A 17,445-nucleotide genomic window follows, 5' to 3' on the forward strand; every position below is an offset into this window, starting at 1 on the left:
GACAGCTGAAATTGTAATAACACAATTCTTGAGAATTAGGATCCACATATTGTTCGGGCAAATAAGTTTGCTGATAGATATATGCAGTTTTTTAGTTTTTCGTAAATGTCTGATGCAATCATAAAATGCTAAGGCTGGCAGTTCAAGCTTGTTTAAATAGTGTGGATCATTCCCTCGAGCGATTGATAAAACTTGGACTTGATCATTACTGATAGTGAATAATTCAATGTCAGAAAACTAGACCAGTTTTTCTTTACGTGAAACAAATGAGTCACGACCTTGATGACGAATTATGAATCCAATCCATCCTTTATTCATTCAGGGAGCGAATGACTGTAATAGAGCTGACGTTAAAAATTTATATTAATTCTGCTTCTGTATAAAGTTTATTGCCATTTTGGGATGTCTAAATTAACCCTTCAAACAACATCAAAGAATTAAACTTTTCGTTAGAGTCTTTGGTTTTGTATGTATAATTTGATTTTAACACGTTCTGTTATGTTGGATAGGGTTGACTTTCTATTTCAAATTATTTGATATATCAATATATTGAAAACGCTTTTATTGAAGGAGGGAGCTTTTGAACACATTTGAGATTAAAGAAGATTTTCTTCTAAACGGTAAGCCCTTTAAGATACTCTCAGGAGCTATCCACTATTTTAGAGTGGATTCAGCCGATTGGTATCACTCGTTATATAATCTGAAAGCATTGGGATTTAATACAGTTGAAACTTATGTACCTTGGAATCTACATGAACCTAAAAAAGGAGATTTCCATTTTGAGGGAATTTTGGACTTAGAACATTTTTTGTCCATTGCTGAGGAATTAGGACTATACGCGATTGTTAGACCATCTCCATATATTTGTGCAGAATGGGAGTTTGGTGGTTTTCCTGCTTGGCTACTTAATGAGGGAACTCGGATCCGAACAAATGAAACCGTTTATTTGAACCATGTGGCAGATTATTACGATGTTTTAATAAAAAAAATCGTGCCGCATCAGCTGACAAATGGTGGAAATATTTTAATGATACAAATTGAGAATGAATACGGTTCTTATGGAGAAGAAAAAGACTATTTACGTTCGATACGTGATTTAATGTTGGACAGAGGAATAACAGTGCCATTTTTCACTTCGGATGGACCATGGCGAGCGACACTCAGAGCAGGCAGCATGATTGATGAAGATATTTTAGTTACTGGAAATTTTGGTTCAAAGGCTGAAGAAAATTTTTCTTCAATGGAAGCTTTCTTCAATGAGCATGGGAAAAAATGGCCTTTAATGTGTATGGAATTTTGGGATGGTTGGTTTAATCGTTGGAAGGAACCGATTGTACAACGTGATGCAAAAGAATTAGCTGAGGCAATCAAAGAGGTCGTGCTGAGAGGAAGTATTAACCTGTATATGTTCCATGGAGGAACAAATTTTGGATTTATGAATGGTTGCTCAGCTAGAGGAGTGATTGATTTGCCACAGATTACTTCTTATGATTACGGAGCACCCTTAGACGAGCAAGGAAATCCAACCGAAAAATATTATGCAATCCAGACAATGATTCATGAAACGTTCCCTGATATCCAACAAATGGAACCTTTGACAAAAGACACAATGGAAATGAAAGATATTCCATTAATTGATAAAGTCAGTTTATTTTCAACATTAGATACAATTAGTCAATCAGTAAAAATGAAATATCCAGAAACGATGGAAATGTTAGGACAAAATACAGGTTATATTCTGTATCGCACCTCAATAAAAAAAGATGCAGAACATGAAAGACTGAGAGTAATCGATGGAAGAGACCGTAGCCAACTATTTTTAAATCAAAAACTGCAAGCTACACAATATCAGACAGAAATTGGTGAAGATATCATTGTTCCAATGCCTCAGGAAATCAATCAATTAGATATTCTAATTGAAAATATGGGGCGTGTTAATTATGGTCATAAATTATTAGCCGATACACAAAAAAAGGGAATTCGTACAGGGGTCATGGCTGATCTACATTTTATCACTGATTGGAATCAGTATTGTTTACCACTAGAGTCATGTGAGAAGGTTGATTTTTCAAAGGAATGGCATCCTAACCAGCCAAGTTTTTATCGCTATGAAGTAACACTTGATGAAGTGGAGGATAGCTTCATTGATCTATCAAAATTTGGGAAAGGTGTCGTATTTGTTAATCAGACTAATATTGGACGTTTTTGGGAAGTTGGGCCAACACTTTCGCTATATATTCCGAAAAGCTTATTTAAAAAAGGAAACAATGAAATAGTGATTTTTGAAACAGAAGGAACTTTCCAACCAGAGATTCAATTAGTAAAAGCACCACTATATAAAGAAATGAAAGAAGGATAAACAATGAGTATTATCGGAGTAAGAATTGATGGACGTTTAATTCATGGACAAGTAGCCAACTTATGGACAACCAAGTTGAACATCACACGGATTATGGTTGTAGATGATGAAGTTGCAAAAAATGATATTGAAAAAAGTGGATTAAAGCTGGCAACTCCACCAGGAGTTAAATTAAGTGTATTGCCGATTGAAAAAGCTGCTAATAATATTTTAGCAGGAAAATATGATTCTCAAAGATTATTGATTATTGCTCGGGAGCCGGATCGTTTATTGAAGTTGGTAGAATTAGGAGTCCCAATTGAAGAAATTAATGTTGGGAATATGTCACAGACGAATGAAACACGGTCCATTACTAAATCAATCAATGTGGTTGATCAAGATGTAGAAGTATTTAACAAATTACAGGCTAAAGGTGTTCGCTTAGTAGCGCAGATGGTTCCAAGTGATAAAGCAGAAAATTTTATGGCTTTATTAGCGAAATAGGAGGATAAATAAATGGATATCTTATGGTGGCAGATCTTATTATTAACATTATACGCAGGGTATCAAATTTTAGATGAGTTACAAATTTATTCATCGCTGAGTGCACCCGTTTTTGCCGGATTATTTGCTGGTCTAGTGATGGGGGATCTAAAAGCAGGACTTATTATTGGTGGTAGTATGCAATTGACTGTACTTGGTGTTGGTACTTTTGGGGGTGCATCAAAAATTGATGCCAACTCTGGAACGATTTTAGCGACAGCTTTCTCAGTAGCGCTAGGAATGAACCCAGAGCAAGCAATTGCCGTAATTGCGGTACCAGTAGCTAGCTTGATGATTCAATTAGATATATTAGCCCGTTTTGCGAATACGTATTTTGCGCATCGCATTGATAAATTAGTTGAAGATATGAACTATAAAGGGATCGAACGTAATTTCTTAATGGGAGCCCTCTCTTGGTCACTTTCTCGTATGATTCCCGTTTTTCTAGCATTAGCATTTGGAGGAGGACTAGTAGAACAAGTGGTAGCCGTGCTAAATGGTGATTTGAAGTGGTTAGGCGATGGATTATCAGTAGCTGGAGCAGTTTTACCAGCTGTCGGTTTTGCTATTCTACTACGTTACTTGCCAGTTAAAAAGCATTTCCCTTACCTAATTTTAGGATTTACGTTAACGGCATTACTAGGAACCGTCTTTACTAACATGCAGGTTTTAGGAACGGGTGTTGCAGGAGTTGTGAAGAATTTCGAAGGAATATTTAATTCACTTCCAATGTTAGCAATTGCACTAGTTGGTTTTTCTTTAGCAGCCATCAGTTACAAAAATGGACAGCTGATACCACATTCGCCAGCCCCTAAAGATGTTACATCGAATGATTCAGATGAAGGAGAGATTGAAGATGACGAAATCTAATTATAAGTTAACGAAGGAAGACTTTAAGCAGATCAATCGCAGAAGCTTGTTTACTTTCCAATTAGGCTGGAACTATGAACGGATGCAAGGATCAGGCTATCTTTATACAATTCTGCCGCAATTACGCAAGCTTTATGGTGATAATTCTCCTGAATTAAAAGAAATGATGAAAACTCATACACAATTCTTTAATACATCAAACTTCTTCAATACTATCGTTACCGGGATTGACTTGGCTATTGAGGAAAAGGAAGGTATTGATGGTAAAGACACTGTCTCAGGTTTAAAAGCTGGGTTGATGGGGCCTTTTGCAGCAATTGGTGATTCGATTTTCGCAGCGTTAATTCCAACAATTTTTGGAGCCTTAGCAGCCAATATGGCAATTAATGGCAACCCAACTGGAATTTTTATTTGGATTATCGCACAAATCGCTGTTATGATTTTCCGTTGGAAACAATTAGAATTTGCTTATCGTGAAGGAATCTCTTTAGTTACCACGATGCAACATCGCTTAACTGCCTTGACAGATGCTGCAACTTTGTTAGGGGTCTTCATGGTTGGAGCGTTGGTCGCTACCATGATTAATGTAAAATTGTCTTGGGCACCAAGTATTGGTGATGTGACGTTAAACATGCAAAACAACCTGGATATGATTTTACCACGATTATTACCAGCCGGTATCGTTGCAGCAATTTATTGGATGCTTGGCAAAAAGAATATGACTTCTACTAAGGCAATTTTCATAGTATTAGTGGTTTGTGTAGCATTATCAGCTTTAGGCGTGATTTCAAAATAAGTCAGGCTGATTCCAATTAGTGATGAGGAGTGGTTTAATGGGAAAACAATTAGTTTTAATTAGTCATGGACTTTTCTGTGAAGAATTGAAAAAAAGTACAGAAATGATAATGGGACCTCAGGAAAGTATTCACACAGTAAGTCTTCTTCCTTCTGAATCAGCGGAAGATTTTCGTGAAAAGTTTGAAACAGTAATTGCCAATTTAGATGATTTCGTAGTATTAGCAGATTTAATGGGTGGCACTCCGTGTAATGTAGTTTCAAAAATAATTCTCGAGGGTCAAGTAATTGACTTATACGCAGGCATGAACATGCCAATGGTCATTGACTTCATTAACAGTCAATTAATTGGAACAGAACTTTCATTAATCGAATCTGCTACAAGTAACATTTGTTATGTGAATGGACGGATTTTCAGTGATGACGATGATGAAGATGAGTAAGATAAAATATATGAGTGATGAAGCCAAAGAAATATTTCTCTGATCATACTATAGATAAAAGACATTTCAAACTTGTAATTTGAGTTTGGAATGTCTTTTTATCTAGTTTTGTTCAAAATTTTGGACAAAAAAGAGACCCTTTGTCAAATGATGTTGGTAAAGAGAAATTCTAGAATGATTGGTGAAAGATTGAGAAAAAAGTGTTCAGCATCAAAATTTTTTGAAGATGCCGCTTTTGTCTCATTCTCCATTTTTTTATTTTATGATTAACCTCATAAAAAAGTGGGACATTAATTAGATTTTTTCTGATTAATGTCCCAGACTCGTCTACAGACTGAGAACTTGGAAGGGATACTTCCAGGACTTTTTTAAACGGTTGACTCAATAGCTTCTTTATACTTTTCAAAAAGGGGGATAATTTGCGTGCGCTTTTTTATGTCAAGTTTAATAAAAATATTGTGGACATGAGTTTTAACCGTTCCTAATGAAAGAAAGAGCAGGTCAGCAATTTCCTGATTGGTTCGATGTGACAGTAGCAATACAAAAATTTCCGTTTCTCGTTGAGTAAACTGGTGAACCTGACAAAAGTCTTGAATCAAGAGAGAGGTGTCTTGATTTTGTGTTTTTTCTTTCTGAGGTTGATATTTTTTGATAAAGAAGTGCAGTAATAAAACACATATAACAATCGAAAAAATATCCTCTGAGACACTACGATTATAAATTTTTGTCACTAAAGAGCTATATTGATCGACATTGAAAATCACGAAACTATCTTCAATAATGATCAAAATACTAAAGAAGAGATTGATGAACATCAATTGCTTTAAATAGTGTTTGTTCAGCAAAGGTACATCCTTTTTTGTTCCTCGCCAACAATAAATTCCTAGGTAAAACAGGAAGAGTTGATTGCCCAGATAATAGAGCCAGACTTTAAAGGCTGAATTATCCATCAGTGGGATGGTAATCATCCAAACAGCCAAAGCAAGCAGTAAAGCATAATGGAGAGGGGAAAGTTTTTCTTTTTGTAGTTCGGCAAGAATAGAAATGGAAAAAAAGGCGTTTCCCATAAAAATAATCGTTTTAACTGCTGGCGCACTCATAAATGCTTGATCATAACTTTGTGCAAAGGAATTGAGGAACTCCGTCATATAAATAATCGTGTTATCAAAAATGAAGAATGCCAAATACAAACTGATCCAGAGAAATAAGTTGTTTTTTTCTTTTAAATAAGCATAAATAGCAAAAGTCATCGTGATTGAATATAGAATGATCAATAGAATGTTGTAAACAAAAATAGCTATCATATTGAATCCCCTTTCATTTTTTTCCTTACCTCAAATTTCTTATTTTAATTATAACACCGATTTTTTTATCTTTACTTTTAATTCCTATAAACTTCCTTCTAAACTTTTGTAAACCCTTGGAAAATAAATGGTTTATATCCAAAAATAAACCAGCCTGTAGCACGTATAGATCGACAATGATAACGTTTACAACCAATAGCTTATCGTAAACTCTCACTTTTTTTCCTAAAGTGAAGATGCAAAGCAAACAAATTACTTAGGGGGTTTCATTATGGGAAAAAAAGATTTTATTACAACTGAAAATTACACGAAGGAAGAGATCCAACAAATTGTTGACCTGTCATTGAAAATCAAAGCGGCCATCAAGAATGGTTTTTATCCTCCTTTGCTAAAGAACAAAGTGTTAGGGATGATCTTCCAACAGTCTTCTACCAGAACGCGGGTTTCGTTTGAAACAGCAATGACACAATTAGGGGGGCACGCAGAATATCTAGCACCAGGGCAAATTCAATTGGGTGGTCATGAAACGATAGAAGACACGAGCCGAGTTCTTTCTCGTTTAGTTGATATTTTGATGGCTCGTGTGGAACGTCATCATAGTGTGTATGACTTAGCAACGAATGCCACGATCCCAGTTATTAACGGGATGTCTGACTTCAACCACCCAACGCAAGAAATTGGCGATCTTTGCACCATGATCGAACATCTTCCAGCAGGCAAAAAAATTGAAGACTGCAAGGTTTCCTTTATTGGAGATGCCACACAAGTCTGTTTCTCTTTAGGATTGATTGCAACAAAAATGGGAATGGAATTCGTTCAATTTGGACCAGAAGGGTTCCAGTTAAACGAAGACCATCGCGCCCGACTAGACGCAATTTGCAAAGATTCTGGCGGCTCCTATACGATATCCGATCAAATCGATGTTATTGAAGGTTCGGATTTTGTTTATACAGACGTCTGGTATGGACTGTATGAAGCTGAACTATCAGAAGAGGAACGCATGCGTATTTTTTATCCTAAATACCAAGTGAATACGGACCTGATGAAACGTGCTGGGGAACAAGCGAAATTTATGCACTGCTTGCCTGCCACTCGTGGGGAAGAAGTCACAGATGAAGTCATGGATGGACCGAACTCGATCTGTTTTGATGAAGCAGAAAATCGGTTGACTTCGATTCGCGGTCTCTTAGTGTACTTGATGCGGGATTATGCGGAAAAAAATCCAATCGATGAGACCAAAAAAGCAGCGGCTAAAAAAGACTTGGAAGCTTTGCTAGGTGAAACATTTTAGACGCAAGAGATGAGGAAAGGAAATAATCTGCGTATCATGACGATGCGTGAGGATTGTCTCTGTTCTAGAGGAGGGGCTAACGATCTGAAAATCGATTCTTTCTAGCAGAATCTTGATCTCACATTAATGCAGCTTTTATGCCACACCAGGATTCATGTGAGATGAGTCCGCTGGTTGCAAGAATCGTTCAATCGTTGGTCCAACCTTATTCCCTTGTACCGGAAAGGAAGAAAACAATGGGAGAAAAGAAAAAATTTAGTTTGATGAGTGCTATATTATCTGTTATTTGTGTTGTATTTGTGGCAGAAGCGGCTGCACCGGTAGCAGCAATCGGAAATTCACAATTTTTTTGGTGGATCTTTTTATTGATTGCATTCCTTTTGCCCTATGGATTGATCTCGTCAGAGTTAGGAACAACTTACATCGGTGATGGCGGTATCTATGATTGGGTGACACAAGCCTTCGGACATCGCTGGGGATCTCGCGTTTCTTGGTATTACTGGATCAATTATCCCCTGTGGTTAGCTTCTCTAGCAGTAGTCTGCCCTGATTTATTGATGACGATCACAGGCAGCGAATTTTCAACAGCTGCTGCTATCGTGATCGAACTGATCTTTATATGGATCATCGTTTGGATTAGTTTTTATCCGGTCAGTGACAGCGTGTGGATTTTGAATGGAGCAGCTGTCATCAAAATGCTGCTGGCAATCTTGATCGGTGGCTTAGGTCTCTATACTGCGCTTACTAAAGGTGTGGCGAATGAGTTTACTCTTTCTTCCATGCTGCCAAGTTTCAATTTAAATAGTTTGTCCTTTATTTCAGTAATCATTTTTAACTTATTAGGATTCGAAGTGATTTGTACATTCGCGAATGATATGGAAAATCCTAAAAAGCAAATCCCTCAATCGATCATTGCCGGTGGACTGGTGATTGCAGCCATTTACATTTTTTCTGCATTCGGGATCGGTGTAGCAATTCCTACGGATCAGATTAGTACAGGCAGTGGATTGATGGATAGTTTTAAGTTATTGACAGGATCAACAGGCGGCTGGTTCATTATTTCGATGGCCTTTTTATTCTTACTGACATTGTTTGGCAATATGATTTCTTGGTCGTTAGGGGTTAACAATACTGCTTGTTATGCAGCCGAAAATGACGATATGCCGAAAGTATTTGCCAAACGCAGCAAAAAAAACGGCATGCCTACTGGTGCGGCGATTATGAATGGTATTGTTGCTTCTATCGTTGTCATCATCGCACCAATTTTACCAAATCAAGATTTATTTTGGGCATTTTTCTCGTTGAACCTAGTAATGTTCCTACTATCATATGTACCTGTTTTTCCTGCGTTTTATAAATTGCGCAAAATCGATCCAGAAACACCTCGACCTTTCAAGGTGAGCGGCAGCGACTTGTTCTTGAAGGTATTAGTCGCACTACCGATGATCATGATCGTGATCTCATTGATTTTCACAGCGATTCCTTTGCAGTTTGATGCTGAATCGCTGAGTCAGCAATTACCAATCACGATTGGAGCAATTATATTTGCCCTCGTTGGTGAAATCATTATCTGGATCAAAAAAATCAAAAAAGAAGGAGTGCTGTATCATGGCAAAGCGAATCGAAAAGACCACACCGAAACAAGACGGGTTTAGAATGCCTGGAGAGTTTGAACCACAAGAGAAAGTATGGATGATTTGGCCAGAGCGTCCGGATAACTGGCGTGATGGAGGCAAACCGGCTCAAGAAGCATTTGCCGAAGTTGCAAAAGCGATCAGCAAATTCACGCCAATGAATGTGGTCGTGTCGCAACAGCAATATCAAAACTGCCGTCGTCAATTGCCTGCCGACATCACTGTCTATGAAATGTCGAACAACGATGCTTGGATTCGTGACTGTGGTCCTAGCTTTGTCATCAACGACAATGGTGAATTACGAGGCAATGACTGGGGATTCAATGCTTGGGGCGGATTAGTCGATGGCTTGTATTTCCCTTGGGATCAAGACGATTTGATTGCACAAAAGATCTGTGAAATCGAGCACGTGGATTCGTATCGAACGGAGGATTTTATTTTAGAAGGGGGCTCCTTTCATGTTGATGGAGAAGGCACTGTTTTAACGACTGAGATGTGTTTATTGAGTGAAGGTCGGAATCCTCATATGACAAAAGAAGAGATCGAACAAAAATTATGTGACTACTTAAACTGTGAGAAAGTACTTTGGTTAGGTGACGGGATCGATCCGGAAGAAACCAATGGGCATGTGGATGATGTGGCATGTTTTGTTCGTCCCGGAGAAGTGGCTTGTATCTATACTGAAGATCAAAACAGCCCATTTTATGAAGCGGCTCAAGCTGCTTACAAGCGTTTGAATGAAATGACCGATGCCAAAGGTCGCAAATTAAAAGTTCATAAGCTTTGTTGCCCAGTAGAGAATGTCACGATCAATGGGGATTTCAAGATCGATTACGTAGAAGGAACGATGCCACGTGAAGATGGCGACATTTGTATTGCTTCTTATATGAATTTTCTGATCACGAACAACGGTGTGATCGTTCCTCAGTATGGAGATAAAAATGATGCGCTGGCACTTGAGGAAATAGCAGAATTCTTTCCAGATAAAGAAGTCGTAGGCGTAAATACAGTTGAGATCGTATACGGTGGTGGAAATATTCACTGTATCACACAACAACAACCGCAAAGATAGGTGGAGGCTTATCTCAAAAATTGTCATCGCATTGGGTGGAATTTTAGGCGACGCTGCTCATGAACAATTGACCAAAGCCCAAAGCAGCAAATTCGATTACTGACCTGATCAATGACGGCCGTTTATTCGTTTTTAGAGATACTAGAAGAGACTGAGACAACTTTTGTCCCAATCTCTTTTTTTTGTTTCATTAACTATCATTAGCTGACGATCAGCTTGGTGATTCAACCATTAGAGGAAGCCAGATGTGGGTGAGATCTTTTCATAGTTTTCCCAAGCCCATAAAAATCTCCTAGGTACCTTTTAAGTATATTTTAAAACAATAATGCATATATATACAAATTGAATCATTTTTAAGAGGTTGTTTTAAGAAGGGGAAATAAGGAACTTTCTTAGTTTCAGTAAACAATTAATTCTTTTTTACAGGTATCAAGATTTCAAATACACGTTTTTCAGGAATCGTGGTAGTAATTTCATCTTGCCATAATATTTTCCAAAAAAATCTTTCTGGAATAAATTTATTTTTTTGAAAATAGTTCAGTAGTTTCTGATTGATTTCTTGCTTATTATAATTGGAATCCTCTATGAAGAAAGAGACATATGTTCCATTCGATCTGGTTATAATTTTCTCTGCGTCGTAAAGATGACTTTGTTCCTTGTTTATTTTAATTAGTGACCTAAAAGGAGTTTTTTGAATGTCAGAAAAAATAGAATCTTCTACTAAAAAATTTATAGGATAGCCATTAAATAAATCTTTTTGATCTAAGGATAAATAAAAATCACTATAACTAGATAAAGAATCGATGGAGTCGTAGTAATGAGAATGCATTAAATCAGAACAAATAAAAGATTCTTCTTCTCTATAAGAATGAGTAATTATATCAAAATTTATATTTTTCAATGTTGTATACCGATCGATATAATTTTCTAAAAACGTCTGCATATGTTTTAAGTCATTGATTTTTTCATCTAAAATTTCTTTTCGCTTTTTAAATTCTGTCAGCGTGTCATCCATGTTTCGATTATCGAGAAAATATTTAATCTGTTCTAAAGGTACATCAAGAAATTTCAAGGTTAGTATAACGTCTAATTCAAAGCATTGGTCACAAGTATAATATCTATAACCATGAGTAGATATTTTTTTTGGTTTGAATAAATCAATTTGATCATAATAAATTAAGGTTCTTCTACTTAAATTGACGTATTTTGCAAATTCACTGATTGTTAAATAATTATTCATAATTACCTCCTTGAATATAACGTAACGTTACAGTTTATTCTAGCAGAGCAATAACCCAAATTCGTTATAAAAGGAGATTCTTATGTTAAGTTTAATCGAAATAAAAAAAGTATTTGGAAATGAAATAGTATTGAATCATTTATCAGGAGATTTCCAAAAAGGCCTCAATTTTATTTACGGTCCATCGGGTAGTGGGAAGACAACGCTATTAAATATCATTAGTGGTATGGATCAAAATTTTGAAGGAGATGTTTATTTTAACAATCAGTCGATGAAACGTTTTACGAAAAAAGAACTATCCGACTATTATTACAATTCAATCGGTTTTATCTGGCAAGATTACCAATTGATAGAATACTTAAGTGTAGAATGTAACATTGATTTAGTTCTAAGCCTATCGAACTTAAATAAAGCAGAACGAAAAATGAAAGTAGCAAAGGTATTAGAGGAACTAGGAATATCTGGATTAGCTAAAATGAAAGTGACAAAATTATCTGGCGGACAAAAACAACGAGTAGCGATAGCTAGAGCATTAGTAAAAGATCCAGAAATAATCATAGCAGATGAACCAACTAAAGCATTAGATCTTTTAGCTGCTAATAAAATCATGACGGAGCTAAAAAAAATCGCTAAAGAAAGAATAGTGATAATAGTCACTCATGATAAAGGTTTAATTGAAAAAGACGCAAATGTCTATAGCATGGAGCAAGGACAACTAAAATTAGTAGGGCAAAGTAAACAACACTCAAAAGATGACGGGAAAAACAATCGATTGAATAAACCTCCTTATTTATCTTTAAAAAATTGTATTTCTCAATCTTTTAACATTCTAAAAGGCGCATCCATATATTCTATATTAACGATTATTTTACTCATACTTTCTTCCTTTTTTATGTTGATTAATTTGAGTGGGGAAATAAAAGAAAAACAAGATGATAATTTTAGCCGTCTCGTTAAAGAAAGAGGAGAGACGATCAAAGATATTTCTTTGTCAAAAGAATCGACAGGTGGTGGTCCTTCTGGTTCTCTAAAACAAGATACTTCAGGAGCAGTAGATTTATTAAAAGATGATCCCAGAGTAGATTTTGTGGCACCCTTGGAAATAGTGGGTGATTTGAAACTAAACGTAGGAGATTTGATTAAAAATTATGAAGTGAAGGATAGCTTTAACTTGCCTGCAATTACGAAATTGATAGCTGGAAGATATCCTTCAATTGGAGAAATAGAAGTGGCTGTTCCTAAACGGTTACTGGATTTACTAGGTCTAAAACCCACCGACGTAATCGGAAAAAACTTAAATATGACAGGGCTTATAGACGTAAATCCAAAGATTGGAAGCAACGAGATTACAGGATCAAAGGTCTCATTAAATGATGTAAAAGTAGTGGGAGTCATTGAAAATAATCCTAAAGGTGGAGCAATTACCAGCACTTTAGGAAGACGTGACGGGAAACTAACGGATGGCCCGTTGTTGTTTAGTGTAGAAGCTATCAAAAAAATGCGCCAACAAGCAGGCATTGAGAAATCGATAAGTTATAACGTAAGAGCAAAAACATTAGATGATATTTTACCTATCGTGAATAAACTACAACAAGCAGGTTTACAACCTTCTGGAGATTTTAGCATGATTGAAGACATGCTCCGATTGAGAAAGAAAAATGAGGAGCAAGGGGTTACCATCAGTTTGATATTCTTTGTATTGTCACTAACAATTAGTATTGTTCTGGCTTTGTTCAATTTTTATATAAAGAAAAGTGAATTTCGTTTTTTCAAATTCAATGGTTTCAGTAATAAAAATATTTTAAGTTTAATCATTTCAGAATACTTTATACTTGGAATAATGTCTTCTCTTCTATTTCTGATAACTTTCCCAATGCTTAGTCTTTTAAGTCAAAAATTATTTAGTATATATATAGTATCTACTAATAACTTAGTTTTGGTATTGTTGCTACCATTTGTCCAATCAATAATAATCAGTTTCCTATCCTACTTATTATTTCTTAAAACTAATCCTACTCATAAAATGAAACAAGGTGATTCGAATGATTTACTTAAATAATGTCAGTAAAAAGTACAAAGATTTGGATATACTATTACATGCCAATTATCGATTTAAAGATGGTACGTTAACTTGTGTATTAGGGAATAGTGGAGCTGGTAAATCAACATTATTAAATTTAATAGCAGGCTTAGATGTAGATTATGATGGGGAAATTGAAAATTTATGTTTTAAGGAAAAAAATTTCTCGAATAAAAACTTGTCTAATTATAGATTCAACAATGTGGGATTTATTTTTCAAGATTATCATCTCTTAAATGGATATACAGTACTTGAAAATGTCATAATGGGGGCACATTTAGACTCTGAACTAACGAAAGAAGAGAAAATCGAAAAAGCATTGAATTTATTAACGGAACTCGGTTTAAAAAACAAGGCAAATCAAATGGTCCATGAGTTAAGCGGTGGTCAAAAACAAAGAGCATCTATAGCGAGAGCCTTAATGAACGATCCTAAAATAATTCTTGCAGATGAACCAACGGCTGCTTTAGATGAATTAAATAGTGATGGTGTGATGAAGATACTAAAAAGGTTGGCAAGGAATCGAACCGTGATTGTTATTACGCATAGTGAAAAAGTTTCAAAGTACGCCGATGAAATAGTCTGTTTAAAAAATCATACAATAGAAATAGTTAAAGAAAAAGAGCGATATGAATTAGACTATAGTAAAGAAAGTCAGACTTTCACAGCGAAAAAAGCTAAAGAGATTGTCCCAAAACTCAACTCAAAATTACTTTTTTGGATAGCAATCAGGAATTTTAGAATACATTTTTTAAAAAATTTACTTGCTATCGTATTGATTTCATTAGGAACGGTCTCTTTTATTTCAACGTTAGGAATAAAAAATACAATAAAAAATGAAATACAGTCATTTAAAGAAAAAAATGATTACTATAGTAAAGGATCAATTGCTTTTTCAAAAAAGCCTTTATCTGAAGGGCTTACTTATTTACAAACATTACCAAACGTTAAGGATGTGTATTACCAATATAATCTTCAAAATATTCATCTTAAATATGATCATAAGAATAAACACTTAGATACTAAATCGCCAACGTTGATTTCTTCCAATCTTTCGATGATTTATGGGGACATGCCTAAAGATAATAGGAATGAAATCAGTCTATCTTTAAGTGTTGCCTCGTCTTTGAGTAAGAATATTAATCAATTAGTTGGAAAGTACGTTGACTTTGAATACTTTGATAAGGAGGGACAAAAACATAAAATAAAAATGAAAGTGAGTGGTATCTCAAACGATACTTTTGATAACTTTACAATGAGTACGAAGCTGGAAAAGAAAATTTATAAAGAAGTAGCTAAAGGTGAGGCTTCTGCTATAGCGTTTAGTGTGAAAAATTTTGAGGACATTCCCAAAATTCATCGCCTGCTGAAAAGTAAGGGGTACGATATATACACTAAGGAAAAAGACATTCGTGCTTTTAAAAATAGTTTTGCTGATACTATAAAGTTGTTCACCATATTATCCAATTTACTTTTACTCCTATTTATCTCTGTTAGTTTTATTATAATCTATCGAATTTCTATCACTAGATATTCTGAAGTTGGTATACTAAGTTGCTTAGGATATAGTACCAGAAATATCTCTAAGATATTGAGAAGAGAAACCGTTCTATTTTGTCTACTATCCATCTTATTTAGTAGTATATGGCTTCTTATTTTTAATACTGTATATAGCCAGAACTTTGGTTATAATCTAGAGTTTAATTTCCAACTAGGGCTGCTTTTGTTGTTAGTAAATATTGGTTTAGTTTTTGGCATAACTGGTTTTGTTAATTATCGATTGGTCAACCTATCACCTAGTCTGGCTTTAAAAAAATAAGATCTTTAACTTTAGAAATATAGTACTGACTAAGAGTCTGGGACTGAGACAAAAGTTGTCTCAGTCTCTTCTAGTATCTCTAAAAACGAATAAACGGTGATACAAAAGTAGCATCTTCGGAAATAAGCCGAAATTTACCAAAAATTTGAGAAGCAATTTTCGGAAATTCCTTCTTATTTCTTGATGCTGAACACTTTTGTCTCAACCTCAGTTTTTTTGCTTTTATTTCCCACAAATCTTAAGCTATTTTTATGAATTGAAAAAGTATAAATATGATCGAAGAAGTGTTATTCGCAGTTCAAATAATGAACATTCCATTTCTTCTGCTCTTACTACACCAGCTCTTCAAGTACTTGTTTGATTGCCAGCAGATCGGCTAATGTGACTTGGGCATTGATCAGTAAAACGGGGACGGTTTCAAAACTTTCTGTTAAAGGAGCGGTACTAAGACAGAGATCATAGTCTTCGTTTTCAAAATGGCTGCGAATATCCAGATGGTAGTAGCTTTGAAAAGAAGACTCGATACGTTCTTTGATTGTTAAAGAAAGTGCCAAAGGTAAATCTGTTTCGAGTTTAAGGTTGATTTTTTTCATAAAGGTGGATGGTGGTGAAACCAAGGTCCAAGCAACTGCTACATGTAACGCAAGTCCTTTTCGTTTGCTATCTGAGGATGAGTAAAGATCAATTTGATCTAACAATTGTTCAGAACGCATCAAAAGGTTGGGAAAATTCTGCGAGACATAGTGCTGTAGATTATAGCCGGTCAAGGTATGGATCGTCTCTCCAAATAGTTCGACGGACAAAATTCCAGAAAGAATCGTTCGCAAAATCAAGTTCTTTTTTCTGGTAGACAATTGTTGAGAGTCTGTATCTTTCAGTAACAAATGGATGATTGCTTGCAAATAAGAACGATTTTGAACGTTTTCCTCTTGGATGGCAAAATAATCAGCTAACTGCTCTTTAGAAAAAGTGAGATCCAGATTTGATCGTAGCCACAAGAAAATAAAATGGCTCTCCATTGTTTCGAGTAAGAAGTGTTCACTCAACTCATCTGTCAGTTTTTTTAAGAGTGATGAATGCTGGTCCGTCAATTGTTGGAAGATTTCTTGGTCTTTAGGCGGTAGAACAGGAGCTAAAGTGATCATTTCAGCTGTTATTTTTTTGCCTTTTCTAAACCGAATAATCGTCACTGCTAGTACATAAGTAGTAATTTTTAGTTCAATCTCATTGAAAGGAATTTCATTGATTTCATAAAAGTGTCGGGCGAGCATTTCACATTTTTGTTGAGAAATACCTGGAAATGGCCAGTGAAGACCAGAAAAATTTTTCCAAAAAAAAGCAACCATAAAATAGCGAATACGAGGTTCATCACCGACTAAATAGAGCGTTCCTTTATTTTTTTTTACGGTAAACCCCAATGGCTGTAGTAGCGTTTCTAGTTCATAGCTTCGCTTTCGTACAGTAGATTCGGATAAATAATTCTCGTAGGCGAATTTGACTAGATTCACTTCATTTTCCAACAATAAAGTTTCAAATAAATTGAAAAAAGGATTTTCTTGTAATATTTTACGAATCACCGTTTTATAGTCTGTTTTGGTTCCTGTGAATTTATAGCCGAGACCATGTTTTGTATGAAAAATTGGTTCACGACTTTCATCTGTCATTAGGGAATGATTGCTTAGGACATCGTAATATTTGTAGATCGAACGCCGATCCATATTGAGGGCTTGGCTCATTTCTTCAATCGTTACAAAGCGCTTTTGATGATATAAAAAATGCAAAAGTTCGATTTCTTTTTTGACATCATTTCCAAAAAAATCATTGAATATTTCCATAAAAAAACTCCTAACCAAAGATTTCCCTCGATTCTTAGCTGTTACTTGATGCCATCTTATCATAAAAAGAGGATTTTAATGTATTCCAAATGTACATTTTTTTAGCTCAGAAAAGATTCCAGAAAATTTATACTAGCAATTGTTGAAAAAATTCTAAGGTTTTAATAAGAATGGGGAAATC

13 protein-coding genes are annotated in these 17,445 nt (G+C 35.3%); 10 read left to right on the forward strand and 3 right to left on the reverse strand.

Features of this window, described 5'->3' with window-relative positions; genetic code table 11:
* The first annotated feature begins 580 nt into the window (after positions 1–580).
* The 5 genes from IGJ27_RS02630 to IGJ27_RS02650 are packed head-to-tail and all read left to right on the forward strand — an operon-like array spanning position 581 to position 4,989.
* A complete protein-coding gene (locus IGJ27_RS02630; protein ID WP_178306154.1) occupies positions 581–2,359 on the forward strand; it encodes a glycoside hydrolase family 35 protein in 1,779 nt (592 codons plus the stop codon).
* A gap of 3 nt (positions 2,360–2,362) precedes the next feature.
* Positions 2,363–2,842, forward strand: coding sequence for a PTS system mannose/fructose/N-acetylgalactosamine-transporter subunit IIB (locus IGJ27_RS02635; RefSeq protein ID WP_010719958.1), 480 nt, complete (start codon positions 2,363–2,365; stop codon positions 2,840–2,842).
* Between the two features lie 12 nt (positions 2,843–2,854).
* Positions 2,855–3,751, forward strand: coding sequence for a PTS mannose/fructose/sorbose/N-acetylgalactosamine transporter subunit IIC (locus IGJ27_RS02640; protein WP_010719957.1), 897 nt, complete (start codon positions 2,855–2,857; stop codon positions 3,749–3,751).
* Positions 3,738–4,547, forward strand: coding sequence for a PTS system mannose/fructose/sorbose family transporter subunit IID (locus IGJ27_RS02645; RefSeq protein ID WP_010719956.1), 810 nt, complete (start codon positions 3,738–3,740; stop codon positions 4,545–4,547). The genes IGJ27_RS02640 and IGJ27_RS02645 overlap by 14 nt, the downstream gene beginning before the upstream one ends.
* Before the next feature lie 37 nt (positions 4,548–4,584).
* Entirely contained in the window at positions 4,585–4,989 is a 405-nt protein-coding gene (locus IGJ27_RS02650; protein WP_010719955.1) for a PTS sugar transporter subunit IIA, read from the forward strand.
* 368 nt (positions 4,990–5,357) lie between these two features.
* Here IGJ27_RS02650 and IGJ27_RS02655 read toward each other — a convergent pair whose 3' ends face one another.
* On the reverse strand, positions 5,358–6,293 hold the full coding sequence (locus IGJ27_RS02655; RefSeq protein ID WP_178306153.1) for a response regulator transcription factor: 936 nt from the start codon (positions 6,291–6,293) through the stop codon (positions 5,358–5,360).
* Positions 6,294–6,564: 271 nt separating this feature from the next.
* On the opposite strand from IGJ27_RS02655, the gene ptcA reads away from it, so the two are divergent.
* The 3 genes from ptcA (at position 6,565) to aguA (ending at position 10,290) form a co-directional block, all read left to right on the forward strand.
* Positions 6,565–7,584 carry a putrescine carbamoyltransferase gene (gene ptcA, locus IGJ27_RS02660; protein ID WP_034866258.1) on the forward strand — a complete coding sequence of 340 codons (1,020 nt, stop codon included), beginning with the start codon at positions 6,565–6,567 and terminating at the stop codon, positions 7,582–7,584.
* A gap of 236 nt (positions 7,585–7,820) precedes the next feature.
* Positions 7,821–9,239 carry an APC family permease gene (locus IGJ27_RS02665; protein WP_034866259.1) on the forward strand — a complete coding sequence of 473 codons (1,419 nt, stop codon included), beginning with the start codon at positions 7,821–7,823 and terminating at the stop codon, positions 9,237–9,239.
* Positions 9,193–10,290: an agmatine deiminase gene (gene aguA, locus IGJ27_RS02670; RefSeq protein WP_034699699.1), complete on the forward strand. Its 1,098-nt coding sequence runs from the start codon at positions 9,193–9,195 to the stop codon at positions 10,288–10,290. Before IGJ27_RS02665 ends, aguA begins: the two co-directional genes overlap by 47 nt.
* 409 nt (positions 10,291–10,699) lie before the next feature.
* Here the strand turns inward: aguA and IGJ27_RS02675 are convergent, their stop codons facing one another.
* Positions 10,700–11,530 carry a MerR family transcriptional regulator gene (locus IGJ27_RS02675; RefSeq protein WP_010719950.1) on the reverse strand — a complete coding sequence of 277 codons (831 nt, stop codon included), beginning with the start codon at positions 11,528–11,530 and terminating at the stop codon, positions 10,700–10,702.
* An 82-nt stretch (positions 11,531–11,612) separates the two neighbouring features.
* On the opposite strand from IGJ27_RS02675, the gene IGJ27_RS02680 reads away from it, so the two are divergent.
* Positions 11,613–13,589 carry an ABC transporter ATP-binding protein/permease gene (locus IGJ27_RS02680; protein WP_178306152.1) on the forward strand — a complete coding sequence of 659 codons (1,977 nt, stop codon included), beginning with the start codon at positions 11,613–11,615 and terminating at the stop codon, positions 13,587–13,589.
* Positions 13,573–15,429 (forward strand): ABC transporter ATP-binding protein/permease, encoded by a 1,857-nt coding sequence (locus tag IGJ27_RS02685; protein ID WP_178306151.1) that lies wholly within the window; start codon positions 13,573–13,575, stop codon positions 15,427–15,429. The genes IGJ27_RS02680 and IGJ27_RS02685 overlap by 17 nt, the downstream gene beginning before the upstream one ends.
* A gap of 332 nt (positions 15,430–15,761) precedes the next feature.
* Here IGJ27_RS02685 and IGJ27_RS02690 read toward each other — a convergent pair whose 3' ends face one another.
* Positions 15,762–17,264: a helix-turn-helix domain-containing protein gene (locus tag IGJ27_RS02690; RefSeq protein ID WP_178306150.1), complete on the reverse strand. Its 1,503-nt coding sequence runs from the start codon at positions 17,262–17,264 to the stop codon at positions 15,762–15,764.
* Between the last annotated feature and the right edge of the window lie 181 nt (positions 17,265–17,445).

This window comes from Enterococcus sp. DIV1726a (assembly GCF_051710985.1).
In the GTDB taxonomy this organism is placed as follows: Bacteria; Bacillota; Bacilli; order Lactobacillales; family Enterococcaceae; genus Enterococcus_B; species Enterococcus_B hirae.